General features: G+C 52.5%; 11 protein-coding genes and 3 pseudogenes. 4 read left to right on the plus strand and 10 right to left on the minus strand.

Going from position 1 to position 15,163, the window contains the following annotated elements; genetic code table 11:
- The first annotated feature begins 78 nt into the window (after positions 1-78).
- On the plus strand, positions 79-966 hold the full coding sequence (locus tag ACXAH8_RS06440; protein ID WP_475216974.1) for a LysR family transcriptional regulator: 888 nt from the start codon (positions 79-81) through the stop codon (positions 964-966).
- A 1,587-nt stretch (positions 967-2,553) separates the two neighbouring features.
- Complete coding sequence (locus tag ACXAH8_RS06445; RefSeq protein ID WP_475216976.1) at positions 2,554-2,703, plus strand: hypothetical protein; 150 nt, start codon at positions 2,554-2,556, stop codon at positions 2,701-2,703.
- Between the two features lie 301 nt (positions 2,704-3,004).
- On the opposite strand, the pseudogene ACXAH8_RS06450 reads toward ACXAH8_RS06445, so the two are convergent.
- From ACXAH8_RS06450 to ACXAH8_RS06475, 6 genes and pseudogenes are all read right to left on the minus strand, one after another.
- A pseudogene (locus ACXAH8_RS06450) lies at positions 3,005-3,636 on the minus strand (tyrosine-type recombinase/integrase).
- A gap of 334 nt (positions 3,637-3,970) precedes the next feature.
- Complete coding sequence (locus ACXAH8_RS06455) at positions 3,971-4,657, minus strand: ABC transporter ATP-binding protein (RefSeq protein WP_475216978.1); 687 nt, start codon at positions 4,655-4,657, stop codon at positions 3,971-3,973.
- A complete protein-coding gene (locus ACXAH8_RS06460) occupies positions 4,654-5,403 on the minus strand; it encodes an ABC transporter ATP-binding protein (protein ID WP_475216980.1) in 750 nt (249 codons plus the stop codon). The genes ACXAH8_RS06455 and ACXAH8_RS06460 overlap by 4 nt, the downstream gene beginning before the upstream one ends.
- On the minus strand, positions 5,400-6,377 hold the full coding sequence (locus ACXAH8_RS06465) for a branched-chain amino acid ABC transporter permease (RefSeq protein ID WP_475216982.1): 978 nt from the start codon (positions 6,375-6,377) through the stop codon (positions 5,400-5,402). The genes ACXAH8_RS06460 and ACXAH8_RS06465 overlap by 4 nt, the downstream gene beginning before the upstream one ends.
- Positions 6,374-7,294, minus strand: a complete 921-nt coding sequence (locus tag ACXAH8_RS06470; protein WP_475216984.1) for a branched-chain amino acid ABC transporter permease — start codon at positions 7,292-7,294, stop codon at positions 6,374-6,376. The genes ACXAH8_RS06465 and ACXAH8_RS06470 overlap by 4 nt, the downstream gene beginning before the upstream one ends.
- 50 nt (positions 7,295-7,344) lie before the next feature.
- On the minus strand, positions 7,345-8,478 hold the full coding sequence (locus ACXAH8_RS06475) for an ABC transporter substrate-binding protein (protein WP_170474978.1): 1,134 nt from the start codon (positions 8,476-8,478) through the stop codon (positions 7,345-7,347).
- 706 nt (positions 8,479-9,184) lie between these two features.
- Between ACXAH8_RS06475 and ACXAH8_RS06480 the strand changes: the two are divergent.
- Positions 9,185-9,832 (plus strand): annotated as a pseudogene (locus tag ACXAH8_RS06480) (IS6 family transposase).
- 143 nt (positions 9,833-9,975) lie between these two features.
- Here ACXAH8_RS06480 and ACXAH8_RS06485 read toward each other — a convergent pair.
- The 4 genes from ACXAH8_RS06485 to ACXAH8_RS06500 form a co-directional block, all read right to left on the minus strand.
- A complete protein-coding gene (locus ACXAH8_RS06485) occupies positions 9,976-10,935 on the minus strand; it encodes a glutaminase (RefSeq protein WP_475216986.1) in 960 nt (319 codons plus the stop codon).
- Positions 10,913-12,352: an alanine/glycine:cation symporter family protein gene (locus tag ACXAH8_RS06490; protein ID WP_475216988.1), complete on the minus strand. Its 1,440-nt coding sequence runs from the start codon at positions 12,350-12,352 to the stop codon at positions 10,913-10,915. Before ACXAH8_RS06490 ends, ACXAH8_RS06485 begins: the two co-directional genes overlap by 23 nt.
- Positions 12,328-12,534: a hypothetical protein gene (locus tag ACXAH8_RS06495; RefSeq protein ID WP_475216990.1), complete on the minus strand. Its 207-nt coding sequence runs from the start codon at positions 12,532-12,534 to the stop codon at positions 12,328-12,330. Before ACXAH8_RS06495 ends, ACXAH8_RS06490 begins: the two co-directional genes overlap by 25 nt.
- A 202-nt stretch (positions 12,535-12,736) precedes the next feature.
- Positions 12,737-14,674 carry a DUF3604 domain-containing protein gene (locus tag ACXAH8_RS06500; protein WP_475216992.1) on the minus strand — a complete coding sequence of 646 codons (1,938 nt, stop codon included), beginning with the start codon at positions 14,672-14,674 and terminating at the stop codon, positions 12,737-12,739.
- Positions 14,675-15,061: 387 nt separating this feature from the next.
- Here ACXAH8_RS06500 and ACXAH8_RS06505 point away from each other — a divergent pair.
- Positions 15,062-15,163, plus strand: a pseudogene (locus tag ACXAH8_RS06505) (IS6 family transposase); the annotation flags it as partial.

Raw genomic sequence — 15,163 nt, forward strand, 5'->3', positions numbered from 1 at the left:
AAAACGAAATTTCTTTGACTAATTGGTGAAAAACTTTCACATATCGATCACGGATTAGGCGGTAGCGAGGTTACCGGAATGAGCATTCGGTCACTGCGAACTCTAATAGCAGTTCATCGACATGGTAGCTTCCGTGCCGCGTCAGAGGCGGAGCATCTAACTCCGTCTGCGGTCAGTCACCAGATGCGGAATCTAGAGGTCACGTTGGGGCTCGAATTATTTGACCGATCAGCCAAATCGCCCAAACTTACTCATACCGGGCTAACGTTCGTCGGAGAGGCTGCTGCGGTGGTGGCCGCATATGATGGTTTGGCGGAAAGGGTGAAGTCGAACAACGAACTCTCTGGTGAAATAACTTTGGGTGCCGTTCCAACGACCCTGATTGGACTGGTGCCGATTGCGCTAGCGAGGCTAAAGTCCGTGCATCCGGATATCCATGTACGGATTGTGCCAGGTTTGACTAATCAGCTTTTGCTACAGTTAGACCGCGGGCAGATTCAAGCGGCGATCATTTCCCGACCAGATGTTCTGCCAAGCACGCTGGAATTCTCTGAAATTGTATCCGAAAAACTGGTCCTACTTGTCTCGGAAAACACCCCAGATTTACCTCCGAAAGAACTGCTTGGTGAGTCACCGTTTATTCGTTTTACGCGTGATGCCGTTGTAGGAAGGCAAATCGAGACTTGGCTGCAAAGAAAGGGCATTGAAGTCAAAGACGCCATGGAACTGGAGAGCCTCGAAGCAATCTCAAGTATGGTGGCCGCTGAACTTGGAGTATCAATCATCCCTGACAGCCGCTTAGCTGCATATGACCACTTGCGTCTTAAAAGGATCCCCCTTGAACAGAACGGACCTAAGCGCATTGTTGGTTTGGCAAGTATGACCGCATCGCCTCACACTAAAATGATCGACGCAGTTACTGCGGCGCTATTGGAAGCAGCAGATAGCCAACGGGTTTATTCGTGAGTTGGCACTCCATTTGATATCCACAAGATTTTTTTGAACGCTTGAACTAAGAAAACTGGAAGTCAAAATTGGGCTTGGGCCAGTCACTGGCATGCAATTTGGAGAAAAACAGCTTTGAGCCTATAGAGAGCACTCATTCGATGTCGTTGTGCCGTTTTGCAAAGTATCTCTGACACTGGCCACAAGTTAAATTCAGAGATGTAGAGGCAACGTACGGCCGGAAGAACAGCATTGACGCTCTTAATTTGTAGTCTATTTCGCTGGTTACCCTTGCAAAAAGCAGACTGCCTTTGTGATCTAACATTTTAACTTTACGGTCATTTGCGGTCCAAGAGTAAGGTACCCACGTTGCTGGTTCGTCGGTAGTGAGTGACGTCGCGCCAGTTTAGTCTGTACGGCTTTAAACGCTGTCTGAGTGGGGCCTCGCGTGCGCCAAACTATCTCCAACTCGGCCTCGCGAGGTTTCAGACGCCGCTTGAGTGGGCCCCGATGGAACCTTGCACCAGCCATCCGACCAATGCTGACGAATGACTGCTTCGAGCCCTAAGTTCAAATTTCTGCACCGTGCATTAATGCCGGGAGTGCAGAAGAAAGCTGTCGTCGAGTGTTCTATTCAAGCCGCACCTTCTTCACTTTTTGGGTTGTGCTTTTGCTCCCAAGGTGTGTCTCATACAAATTGTAGTGTGATCATTGGATCTTAGCCGTGTTCGACGCGTCGACATACCTCGCGATAACATCGATTGCAGTCATCGGCACTGTTCACGTCTTCTGCGTGTCTTTTTACCGGAGATTCCCCGCCCTAGCAGGCTGGCTTTCTGATTTTTCATCTGGGATTGGACTTGGCTATGCTTTCCTTTTCTTACTGCCAAAAATCGGTGAATTGTCGGCCGATTTGGCTGCAAATGGGAAATGGGAAATGGGAAAACTCGCTATTCGGTTATTCGCTCCTAGGATTTCTCATTTATTACTTGCTGGAAGCCAGTCGCCACACGGGGGCCGATAACAGGTTGTCGCTTGGCTTGGACACTGTGGCACTTGGAACCTATAACTGCTTGCTTGCCATTACCGTCATGCAAACGACGGGAACATCACCTGAGCTGTACGCTGTTGGAACGTTGGCCTATTCACTGCATTTGTTTGGGGTGAATATCTTTCTCTAAAAGACCCACCCCGGACAAATGTCTGGATGGTTAAGCGCATACTTTGTCGCGTCGCTTGCAGTCGGCATATTGATCGGTCTCAACGCAGACAAAAGTAGCATGATCTATTCAATTGCGACTGGGGTAACAGGGGGTGTGATAATAGCCCTGTCGCTTCGGGTTAAACTACCCAGCCTTTCGGCAGTGAATACAAAAGCTCTGTTGATTGGTGTGGTGTTTGCTGCGGTCGCAGTCGAGGTCACCCGGTACTAACCCGACGACATTGTTAAGTCTTTAAGTAGTATAAGCCGAGCCATTTGGATCAGCTTACTAGATTAAGATAATCTGAAATTCATTTGCTCATAGTCTCTGCAATGCCGATTGGAGCGAAGTCCATCCCGAATACACCAATTGGCCAAAGGGTGAAGAATTCGACAGCTACGTCTATTTGCTTGAAGCAGCAGCCCAAGGTACAGGTCTGGCGCTCGGCTGGCGTGTGTTTGTTGATCTTTATGTTGTTCTGGGTGAGCTCGTTGAGATCGACGGCGACTGGCACAGAAGCGGGACGTCCATCGTCGCTCGCGCGACACGCACTTGACAAAATCACTCTGCTCTTTCGAATTGTCTGGCGCTCTTTGAAGACTTAACCGGCGGATGAAGCTGGAAGCCACAGAATGGCAGCATAACCCATCGGCAGTAAGACGCGTTGGTCTTTTTTTGTCGCGCAATGCAAAGCTTAGTTGCGAAAGGTTGGATATGGCTGCCCTCCGACACTCAAGACTAAGGGTGGCCAAACCTATTGGAGCAATCCGCTAGTCCGCTTTGAGAATGCTGTAGTGCAGTACCGCAGAGTGGGATGGGCGTAGGCTTAGAGCCGTCCGTGCGAACGGACCAAGTGTCTATATTTCGCTAGCTACAGCGATAGCTAGAGCGTCCTCAAGTTCGACGCCCAGATATCTAACCGTGCCGTCCATTTTCATGTGCCCAAGAAGCAACTGCACGGCGCGCAGGTTGCACGTCTACTTGTAGGTCTGGATAACTTTCGTTCGTCGCATCGAATGCGTGCCGTATACGCTTGCTTCTAGGCGGATGGAAGTGACCGATTCCCTACGATCCGCGTGTATTGACGTGTCGAAATGTGCAAACGCTCATGAAGGCGGCCCGGCCAAAGATACTCCTAGCCAGTCGTGAGTTCATCTTCCATCCACTTTTCGATTGAAGCACGCGTACACTCATAAGTCTCGAAGGGGACCTGTTTTTGAATTTTGCTTTGCAGGACGGAGGCGCGTTCTTTGATTTACCCTGATACCATCACGCCGACGACCTTCATCTTCACAAGATCGCAGCCGCGAAGTTTACTGTCGATTGCCATATTAAACAGACCGAGGTCGCGATAGTTCTTTTCCAGTTCCAGCCGAAGTCGGATCGCCCAGACGTGCTTTGGCTTCATCGTTTGTTTCTGGCCAACGATACGTCCATCGTTCCAAGCTAGGCGAAGCGTGCAAATGGTCGGTAAGTTTCGTGTTACCATGCTGATCCTCCGATCCGCCATGCCCTCCCAAAGCAACAACCCGACGTTGACCGACGCACTCTATGATAACATGCTGCGCCACTTCCGAGGTCTGGAGAATGCCCCTACCGGCCTTTGGTTACCCTTCGGGTTATTGCTTTTGCAGCAGCCGCTAGCGTCGCATCCAGGCATTCACAGCCTTGCGTCTGATGGTTTCTTCGCGGACGAAGCAGCCATACCATCCAGGCGAAAGCAATGCGGTTCGCATCTTGAGAGCAATTCTGATTTTGCCTCGAACATAAAAAGTGAATTAGTGGCCGCGTCGCAGCTTTAAAGGCTTGGGCATTTATACCAACTACACGCCGAGATGCCGCTGGCTGATTTTACTATCCAGATCGTCCATTGCGCCTGACCAGACCGATCTGCCTCGCTCAAGGATGGCCGCTCGATCACAAACTGCTCGCAACTCGCTAAGCGATTTGTCGATTACCAGAATTGAAAGACCAGATTCCCGTTTCAGTTGCTCCACAGTCGCCCAGATTTCTCGCCTGATATTTGGTGCGAGCCCTTCCGTAGCCTCATCCAATATGAGCAAGCGTGGATTGGTGACTAAAGCGCGCCCGATGACCAGCATTTGCTGCTCACCGCCTGACAATGAGCCCGCAAGCTGATCGGCGCGTTCGCTGAGACGCGGGAAAAGCGCAACGACCTTTTCGATGTCCCAATGGCCGGGACGGGACACAGCTAAGAGGTTCTCACGCACTGTCAGATCGCGAAATACGCGGCGGCCTTCTGGGACAAGACCAATGCCCAAACTTGCCACTTGGTGGCTCGACAGTCTGCGAATGTCGGTGCCGGCAAACACCATCGAGCCTTTGCTTCCGATCATTCTGCAAATGGCGCGAACGGTGGTTGTCTTGCCCATGCCATTGCGCCCCATAAGGGCGACGACTTGGCCCGCATCGATCGTCAGATCAACGCCAAAGAGGGCTTGGCTTTTCCCATAACTTGCGACTAGGCCGGAGATGGAAAGAAGGTTCATAGGTTCTCTCCAAGATAGGCGCTCTGAACTATTGGATTTTTGCGAATATCTTCGACTGATCCGGTGGCAATCACACGCCCGTAATCAAGAACTGTTATTCGGTCAGCCAATTTGAAGACGACATCCATGTCGTGTTCCACAAGCAGGATCGGGGCCTGATTTCGCAAGTCGCTCAGCAGGTTCGTGAGCAGCTTCGTGCCTTCCGCGCTTAAACCGGCCATTGGCTCGTCTAGTATGAACACCTTCGGTTCAAGGGTCAGCGCAACTGCGAGTTCCAGTTGGCGGCGCTGACCATGGCTGAGTTCGCCAGTTCGCTTGTCTGCAAAGTCGATCAGGTCAACGCGACGCAATGCATTCTCTGCGTGATCGCGCAGGTTTTTGTCGCCAAGAACGGGTAGGAAGAATTGCCAGGGTCGGCCTTTGGCCCCAAGCCCGCCCAGCATGGCATTCTGCAAGACGGTGTCCTCTGACGCTAGAGCAGAAATCTGGAAGGTGCGTCCGAGCCCGAGCCTTGCCCGGTTTTTAGTGGTCTCGTGAGTGATATCCATACCCTGAAGGCGAACCGAGCCTGCGTCAGACTTCAGACCGCCGCAGATCTGAGCGATGAGCGTCGATTTACCAGCCCCGTTTGGGCCGATCACGGCGTGAACTTCGCGGGGCCTCACGTCCAATGTCACGTCGTCATTTGCCATCAGGGCGCCAAAGCGTCGAGTGAGACGTTCAACTTCCAACACGGGCCGCATCATCGGTCAGACCTTCCCGTAAAGACGCCGTACAGGCCACCGCGGGCGAAAAGGACGACCACCAACAAAAGCAAACCAAGAAAGAATAGGAAATATTCGCTAATGCCTCCAAGCGCGTGCTCGAGTACGACGAACAGAGTCGCGCCTGCGACCGGTCCGAACGTCCGGCCCAGCCCTCCGAGGATTATGAAAACGATCAGTTCACCTGACATCTGCCAGCTGAACATCGTGGGACTGACGAAGCGATTAAGATCAGCAAAAAGCGCCCCCGCCAGCCCACAGATCATGCCGGAAATCACCAATGCGATGAGTCTCAGCCGAAACGGATCAAGCCCGACCGCCTCCACCCGCTCGGGACTTTGCCGCGCTGCGTTTAACGCAAGCCCGAAGGGCGATTTTACGAGCCGCACGTTTAGCCAAAGAACTAGGCTCAGAATTGAAAAACAGATCCCGAAGAACTGTATGGGATCAAGCGTGTTCATACCCGGGAACGAATTTCGAATGTAGATGGAAAGGCCGTCTTCTCCGCCATAGGCAGGCCAACTGATTGCGAAGAAAAAAAACATCTGTCCGAAGGCAAGCGTGATCATGATGAAATACACGCCGGAAGTTCGAAGCGACAGAAGCCCGATTATAAAGGCGGCAACACCTGAAAACAGTATTGCCACCAACCAGATCACAGGCATGAGCTTGGTTCCAGAAATCGTAAACGGCCATTCCATCAATGGCGAATACGTCTGAGCGTGAAACGCCAGAATACCCATCGCATAGCCGCCAATCCCAAAGAAGACCGCGTGCCCGAGGCTCACGAGCCCTCCAAGCCCAAGCGCGATATTGAGACCAACCGCGGCCAGAGCGAAGATGACCGCGCGGGTCGCCAACGTAATTGTGAAGGGTTCGTCCGAGACCCAAGCCCAAAGCGGCACACAAAGAAGCAGGCTTATGAGAATGGCGTTTAGTGCTTTTTCCGGGATCATGCGCGCGCCCCAAACAGCCCGGTGGGTCTCCAGATCAGCACGCCAGCCATAAGAACGTAAATTGACATCGAAGCCAATGCCGACCCTGTCGACGTCGCAACATCTGGTGCCACGAACAGTTTGAACAATTCCGGCAGAAAGATGCCGCCCAGGGTATCGGTCAAACCAACCAGCAAACTGCCGATAAGCGCCCCCCGAATGGACCCGATGCCCCCGATTACTATCACGACGAAAGCGAGGATCAGGATCGGCTCACCCATTCCGATCTGGACCGACTGGATAGCACCTACAAGTGCTCCCGCCAATCCGGCGAGCGCTGCTCCGAGCGCGAAGACAAACGTGTACAAGCTGCCAATATCAACGCCGAGTGCTGCAATCATTTCGCGGTCATTTTCTCCGGCCCGAATCTGAATGCCAATGCGGGTCCGTGAGATGAAGAGCCACAGCCCAACCGCCACCAAAAGCCCTACAAGGATGAGTACGAGGCGATAGAGCGGGTACTGAATGCCGCCTGGCAATGAAACGGGACCGGACAGATAGCTCGGAATATCGAGAAACAGCGGGAATGAACCGAAGATCCATCGCGTACCCTCGGAGAAAATCAGTATCAGCGCAAAAGTCGCAAGCACTTGCTCGAGGTGATCGCGGGCATAGAGCCGACGAATGACTGCCAATTCGACGATGACCCCGGCCATAGCCGCCGCTGCAATGGCAGCTGCAACAGCCGCCAAGAACGACCCCGTCGCCGCAGCGGCCGCCGCAGCCGCAAAAGCGCCGACCATGTAGAGCGATCCATGTGCAAGATTTATTAGGCCCATCACGCCGAAGATAAGCGTCAGGCCTGCTGCCATGAGAAAGAGCATGAAGCCGAACTGTATTCCGTTCAGAATCTGCTCGGCGATAAGGATTAAAGTCACGGTTCGAGCAAAAACGGGCCGCCGCCATTTAGTTGGGGGCGGCCCTCCGATTACATTTTACAATCTGCCGCGTAGGCGTCCGAGTGGTTTTCCAACGCCACACCAATGATCTGGTTGGTGAATACATCCCCTTCCTGAATGACTTCGCGCGCGTAGATAGTCTGAATTGGATGGTGGTTTGGACCAAACGCAAAGTCGCCACGCGTGCTGTCGAATTCGGCCGCGCGCAATGCATCTCTGAACGCGTCTTGATCCGAGACGTCAGCCGATCCGAGCGCCGAAACAATCAACTGTGCCGTGTCGAAGCCCTGGCTTGCGTAGAGAGACGGAAGCCGCCCGTACTCGGCAACAAAACTTTCAACGAACGCGGCATTTGCTGGATTGTCGATATCCTTGTTCCATTGGCTGGTATTCACAATCCCAAGTGCTGCGGGCCCGACGGCTTGAAGGATGCCCTGATCAAACGAAAACGCCGGTCCCACCACGGGCAAATCAACGCCGCTATCCGCGTATTGCTTGAGAAACGAAATCCCCATTCCGCCGGGAAGGAAGAAAAAGACACTGTCTGCGCCGGACGCGCGGATTTGAGCAATCTCGGCCGCATAATCCGTTTGGCCAAGCTCGGTATAAATCTCGCCGGCAAGATCGCCTTGGAAGAACCGCTTGTACCCAGTCAAAGCGTCCTTACCCGCCGGATAGTTTGGGGCGAGGATGAAGCTGTTGCTATGTCCAGCTGTGTTGGCATAGGCGCCAGCTGCTTCGTGCAGGTTGTCGTTCTGCCAGGCGACGTTGAAGTAATTTTCGTGACAGCCCTGACCGGCCAGCGCTGACGGTCCCGCGTTCGGCGACAAGTAGAACTTACCTTGGGCCGTTGCCGCTGGAACAACCGCCATTGCGAGGTTCGACCAGATAATGCCCGTCAGGATATCCACCTTCTCGGATTGGATCATCTTGTCAGCAAGCTGCACGGCGACATCGGGTTTTCGCTGGTCATCTTCGACGACGACTTCGATATCATCCCGCCCAGATTGCTTGATACCCAGCATGAAACCGTCGCGCACATCGATCCCCAAGCCGGCTCCACCACCGGACAGAGTAGTAATCATACCGACCTTAGTCTCAGCGAATGCCCCGGTGGCCAGCAACCCGATGGATGCGGCAATTGCAATCGATTTATACGTCATAAGTTCCCCCACATTATTTTTTACTATCGCCGGCTGCATTTGCTCGGCCGCGTTTGAATTTGCTACAGCGAGGCCCGCTTTCGCAAACGGTCTTTGTTGAGATGCTTTCCTGTTCAGAACGGTAATGTCCAGTGCAAGCTTTGAATCTCTAGGGCTTAAATTGGTTATCAGTACATAAATCCGCAGAATTTGCGGCCGCATTGCGAGGCGGCAAGCTAAATTGGAGCCCATAATCCCTGATCGTAAGATGCGATTTGCTAAATTGCCGAGTCGCGACACGGAGAGAACTGTTATAGTCGGATGGTATGCTGCGGTCTTGACGCGGTCATTCGAATGATTTGCTCAGATGACGGTTATGCGCTAAAAGCGGACTTTGCAAAAACTATCAAACGTCTCTTAGTCTGGCTTTCCGATGTCGATTTCGACTCCGCTTTGGTGATTTGAGTGTCGACCTGAGTACCGGCGCCGGCAGAGACAATTCTGACCTTGGCATCGCTACAAGCTGTTGCGCACCATCCTATCGGACAGGGTTTACCCATCCTTGTTTTCGTAACTCGCGTAGCATTTGTTCTGCGTTCTCGACGTCTTTGTGGAAGTTTTGTCAGAAGAACTTTGCTTGAGCGGGGCAGGATTGTTGCGAAACTTTCGCAACAATCCTGCCTTTTTCAAGTATTTCAAAGCCAGCCCCGGTATTATCCGCCTTGCAATGATGCTGTACATCCGTTTCCCGCTCTCGCTTCGGAATGTCGAAGTTTTGCTTCACAAGTGAGGCATCGATGTGAGCCACGAAACTGTCCGATACTGGTGGAACAGGTTTGGCCCGATGTTTGCAGCTGAGATCCGACGGAAGCGTGTTCAGCAACTGCACGCGTTCTCCAAATGGAAGTGGCACGTGGACGAGGTTTTCGTGAAGGTCAATGGCAAGCGGCATTATCTTTGGCGGGCCGTTGATCACGAAGGCGAGGTACTGGAAGCGGTTGTTACCAAACGTCGAAACAAGCAGGCAGCATTGAAATCCCCCAAAAAATTGATCAAGCGGCACGGTCGCGCTGAAGAGATCGTCACAGATCGATTTGCTTCCTACAAGGCTGCGCTCAGAGAAATGGGCGCGCTCGAAAAACAACAGACGGGCAGGTGGCTCAACAACCGCGTCGAGAATTCGCACCTTCCTTTCCGACGGCGCGAACGTGCGATGCTGCGTTTCAGGCGCATGCGAAGTTTACAGAAATTCGCGTCCTTCCACTCCTCCGTCTACAACCACTTCAACCAGTAAAGATTGCTCGCCAGCCGAGATACCTTCAAGCAGACGCGCATCTTCGCTCTTGCCGAGTGGCGTCAACACTGTTTCGAATAGGATCATGGATTCCGCCACAAACGGAGACTGGTTCGAATTCGTCTGACATCGCCGCCACCCATACCGGTCTGACGTTCGTTGTGCTCTCTGCCGGTCATTGAAGCGCAACATAATTTATTTGAACCCGTTTCCCACAATCCGGGTTAAATACTTGGACCGAAAATGGACCACCCCGTGGCGCGTACCAGTTCTTGAAAGGCGATTGTTGCTAGATAGGAATTGCCTTTTTGATCGAGCCCGGGGCTCCAGGCGACAACAGAAGCGATACCGGGTACAATGCACAAGATTCCGCCGCCAACGCCGCTTTTCGCTGGAAGGCCAACGCGGAAGGCAAATTCGCCCGAAGCATCGTAGGATCCACACATCATCATGAGCGCAGTAACTCTTCTTGCTCTTTGCGCTGATAATACTGTTGCGCCGGTGGCCGGATTTTGACCCGCCGCCGAAAGAAAACGACCTGCTAGCGCCAACTGTTCGCAAGACATGGCGATGCTACACTGGCGAAAGTAGAGCGACAGAACATCCTCTACAGGTGCCTTAAGGTTGCCTTCCGCCTGCATAAAATGGGCAAGCGCACGATTTCTGGAACCGGTTCGGATCTCTGAATCTGCAACCGAGACATCAACCTCAACCGAGTTGTCTTCTGCAAGCTCTCGGCACAACGCTAAGAGGTCGTTGATTGCGTCGTCAGCAGAACAGTTTTCGAGCAGAACATCGGCCACTACGATCGCTCCGGGGTTGATAAACGGGTTCCTTGGGATTCCGCGCTCGTGTTCGAGCTGAACGATTGAATTGAACGGATCGCCGGAAGGTTCTCGGCCAACTCTCTGCCACAAGGTGGCGCCAACCCGTTGCAGTGCCAAAGTAAGCGAGAACACTTTTGAGATGCTCTGGATTGAAAACAACGTGTTCGCGTTCCCAGCAGACACTAGCGGACCGTTGATGGGTGCAACGGCAATACCGAATTGGTTCAAATCAACTGTGGCGAGTTCTGGAATATACTGTGCTACCTTCCCCCTTTCGGACATGCCGGCAATGCGATCTGCAATGTCGTCCAAGACTTCCTGAAGCCTTTCGCTTTCAGTGGTTTTGAGTGTCGGCATGGATCTCCTCCGTCCAGACAGTGTGATCTACGCCCTTGCTAAGCTCGGGAAATTTGCTTGCGACAAAGCGAGGTTCAAGGTTCTGTCGGCGTTGCGAGAAATAATCCACCGTTAGTTTGTAGACGGTGCCAGAGAGCAGCACTATCGCAACCAAATTGATGGTCGCCATTATTCCCATGGCCGCATCCGCGAAATTGAACACTGTGGCAACAGCTTGCACTGCGCCCCAGACAACCATTGAAAGGCAACCCAATCGCAAGATGTAAATCGGTAATTTGCCTTCCAATTTTAGGAACGTCATCGCGTTTTCGGCATATGAGTAGTTGCCAAGTATGGATGTGAAACCAAAGAAGACGATGGCAATCGCGATAAAGTGGCGGCCTATTTCGCCGAGATGGACCGCCGCGGCGTCTTGAGTCAGTCGCATTCCGGTAGGTCCATCAATTTCGATAGCGCCCGACAGAAGAATAAGCAGTGCAGTTGCCGTTGCGACCAAAATCGTATCCACAAAACACCCAAATGCCTGAACGAAACCTTGGCTGGCAGGATGGTGGGGATCAGGTGTTGCAACCGCTGCAATGTTTGGGGCCGAGCCCATGCCCGCTTCGTTTGAGAAAAGTCCCCGTTTGATGCCGTTAAGCGCAGCAGCCATGACGCCTCCTGTCACGCCTCCGGCAGCTTCCTGAAGGCCAAATGCCCCGGCAACAATCGACCACAACATTGCGGGTACTTCGGAAATGTTCAGGACTACGACAACGCAGGCAAGCAAGAGGTAGAGACCCGCCATGAGCGGTACAACGATCTCTGCAAACTTTGCGATGGTTCTTATTCCACCGAATATGACTACCGCTGCGGCTGCGGCCAGCGCTATGCCAACGACCAATTTGTTTAACCCGAATGCGCCCTCGAAAGCTTCAGCAATCGAGTTGGATTGGACGGCGACAAAAACCAAACCAAAGCTGACAATCAGGCAGATCGAGAAAATGACCCCAGCCCAAGGAGCGTTCAGGGCGTTGGCCATGTAGAAGGCAGGACCTCCCCTGAACCTTCCGTTAGAAGACGTGACTTTGTAGAGTTGAGCCAAAGTACTTTCGGAATACGCGGTGGCCATTCCTACCAATGCCACGATCCACATCCAAAAGATTGCGCCCGGACCTCCCAAGGTCAGAGCTACCGCTACGCCAGCAAGGTTTCCAGTGCCGACGCGAGAAGCCAGACTTACTGTCAGCGCTTGAAAAGGAGTAATACCTCTTTTGTCCGTGCTCTTCGCAGACGTCAGGACGCGCAACATTTCCCCAAAATGGAGAAACTGAAGCGCACCAAGACGAATTGTAAAAAAGATACCGGTTCCAAGAAGACCGTAGATCAATACGTAGTTCCAAAGAACCGTGTTTATGCCGTTAACCAATATTTCCAAAGCGCGCCCCTTGAGAATTCAAGCACTTCCATGAAGGCAAAAAAGTCTGCCTGTTTTTTCATCATGCACGAAGATGCGACAGTTGTCAGGAATATGCTGCGAAGAATCTCTAAACGTTTGGCGCGCGGGTCATTGAAGTTGTGCCACAAACACATGATAATATATTCGTTGTCGGTGCGCATGGCGGAGTCTGTGCCGTAGTGATTTGAATTGTACTGGCTGAAACGTCTTTAGGGACAAAGTCGACCCTCTTGACCTCGCAGAGCGGGAGCGGACACTTGCGCAGCCGCAGCGAACTGTCGCCTTGTCCGCACAGCTGCCAATGGTGCACAGCTTAGCGAACGACCGCTTCGAGCCCATACCGGACCGACATCGTAAATCGAACTATTGTTGTGGCGAGTACCAAATCGGCGAAGTGTAGGCACGTTCCTGTGCTGTTAACTGGACACCATCCGGCATGTCTATTCCGAACTTCACTGCATCATACGCCGTCCAGCGAGGGGTCGGAATTTCTACTACCCGGGCATAATAAAATGCGCTTTCCGAGGGATCGAATTCCGGGTCTTCCCAGACGGTTCCCAGCTCAGAGGCTCCAATCGTGTTAGTCCACGAGGGGATAGAAAGGTCCACTGTGGTGCCTACTGACGGCAACTTACCAGCGGCATCTGGTTTGCGGGAACCAGACCAGGCCACGTCGTAGACTTTTTCCCGTTGCTCTCCATCTGCATCTATCCAGCCCTTTATGATCTGGATTCGATCCAGGTTTGCTCCCATCGGATCACGAAGCGCATATACCAAAAAGGAAGGTGCGCCTTCCCCTGGGCCAAGATCCCCACCCATCGGCACACCCTTGGTGTATCCCACAAGCGGCAAGTCCCGCCGCAAGGCATCCTCTTCGGTAAAAGAATATCCTCCGAACATTCGGACGCGCATTCGAGGTCCTGTAGTTGCGTAGGTTTCACGCCGATGCATCGCATCCCAAATGGCTTCGCGGGAATTCTCTTGCGCCCATACAGCTGTCAAACCGCCAGTAATATACTGCGACGAAAGCAGCGCAACGTTCCCGTCTGCATAGGTCTTGCTGACATGTTGGCTGCGCTCTTCGCTGGGCTCATAACCGGTGAACTTCCCGAAGAAATTGTCGTTATCTGGAGCAGTTAAGCCTGTGTGTGTGTCACTAGCCCCGCCCAGGCCAAACTTGAAAGGGTTTACTCCCAAACCCTTTTCCAAAGATAGGCCGCGAAGTAACCCGGATCGAGCATATTCACCAGGCAACATTTCTGGCTCTTTCGGAACAGAAGCATCCAGATTGCCGTAGTCCCATGTTTCGAAGTCAGCAAATTCATCGTCTGGTGAAAGGAACGGGTGGGCCTCACCATCTCCCTTAATCTGAGTTGGTTCGTATAGTCTTTCCCATTTGTTACGCGCTTCTGCGTATGCGGGATCTAACGGCACCCCATCCGCGAAGTCATCGACTAACGGGAACATCCAGCCGTTAGACAAGTTACCATTGTGTGGAATAGCAAGAACACGTCCGCCTGTCGTTTGCTCATAGTTCTCCAACCACTTCCAAAGATCACGCGGGTTAGGTGAGCCCATAGGTGGCGTTGTTGTATAAGGCAGTATCTGTTTTGTGAGCTCAGGCCCGTCGCGAAAGATCACATTTCGGTGCAAGTTGTTCCCTGCAATGAGAGATGTCCATTCATAGGCGATAAAGGTGCTGAACACGCCGGGGTCATTGTACTCCTCCGCGGCATCGATAATTTCGTCCCAAACGCGGGCATACGCGGGATTGCCCGGTTGGTAGTTCAGCGCGGGGGAAACCTGTCCTTGAGCAAAAGCCGCTGTAAGCTCGAGCGCTGCCGCTAGAGCGGCTTCTCCACCCTTATTGAATTCTTCATGGAAATATCTGCCTTGCTCATCTGCCAAGATGTTGGGAGCACCTCCGATGATGTCGGTAATAGCACCCATCGCATCCGAATGATCTGTAATCATGAAGAAGTCGAGAGGCATCGATAACTTTACAGGTTGCCCCGTGTTCGACACAACTTCTTCTCCACGCGCAAACCGATAGGCATCGCGCGGCATGAGGCGCGTACCGCCTCCACCAGCATCCCCGGAAAGACCAGTATGAACGTGAGTGTCACCAAAATAGACTTGAGTTGGATATGCGCGCTCAGCGTAAGGTGAATAAGGTCTACCTGAAGGACCGGAAAGGCCTCTCGGATTTATTGCATCCTGAGCTAAGACTGGGCTCCCCAGAATGAGAGCTGCTGGCAAAACATAGCGAAACAATTTTTCCTCCATAATTGAAGGCACCATAGCACAACTCTGCTCGAGAAGTTATTTCGACTGAGTTCGAAGGTTTGCTAAGTCCGCGTGGCAGAATCTCACGAAAATACTGCGAATGATCTCTATTTATTCTCAACGTAAACGATCTATCCGAAGCCGAGAACTTTCTGAAGAGATTGATACATTTGGAACAGTTCCGCAAACAAAGCTGTGCTCAGTTTTAATCAGCCTTGGGAGGAGTTGCAGTCAATTGGCCGTGTCATTGGCTAACAGTGGAATATTATCCTTGGAATTCCGTCGCAAAGCTCGAGGGATGCAGCATAAGTCCACTATCTCTTGTCCCAACCTACGCCGACGTTTGGTCTTGTCAGAGGAACTTTGGTTTAGGCGTGCAGGGGGCTTGCGTAGCTTTTTCCGATGACCAGACTTGCCTCTTTCAAGTACTTTAAAACCAGTCCCGAAATCATTCGTCTTGCGGTGATGCTGTACATCCGTTTCCCGCTCTCGCTTCGGAATGTC

This window comes from Ruegeria sp. ABV3_008 (genome assembly GCF_056161185.1).

Coding starts and splice junctions, on each gene's coding strand:
- ACXAH8_RS06460 (WP_475216980.1), bottom strand. CDS start 5,403: ATGATGCGGCCCGTGTTGGAAGTTGAACGTCTCACTCGACGCTTTGGC.
- ACXAH8_RS06495 (WP_475216990.1), bottom strand. CDS start 12,534: ATGCGCACCGACAACGAATATATTATCATGTGTTTGTGGCACAACTTC.
- ACXAH8_RS06440 (WP_475216974.1), top strand. CDS start 79: ATGAGCATTCGGTCACTGCGAACTCTAATAGCAGTTCATCGACATGGT.
- ACXAH8_RS06500 (WP_475216992.1), bottom strand. CDS start 14,674: ATGGTGCCTTCAATTATGGAGGAAAAATTGTTTCGCTATGTTTTGCCA.
- ACXAH8_RS06455 (WP_475216978.1), bottom strand. CDS start 4,657: ATGAACCTTCTTTCCATCTCCGGCCTAGTCGCAAGTTATGGGAAAAGC.
- ACXAH8_RS06485 (WP_475216986.1), bottom strand. CDS start 10,935: ATGCCGACACTCAAAACCACTGAAAGCGAAAGGCTTCAGGAAGTCTTG.
- ACXAH8_RS06465 (WP_475216982.1), bottom strand. CDS start 6,377: ATGATCCCGGAAAAAGCACTAAACGCCATTCTCATAAGCCTGCTTCTT.
- ACXAH8_RS06475 (WP_170474978.1), bottom strand. CDS start 8,478: ATGACGTATAAATCGATTGCAATTGCCGCATCCATCGGGTTGCTGGCC.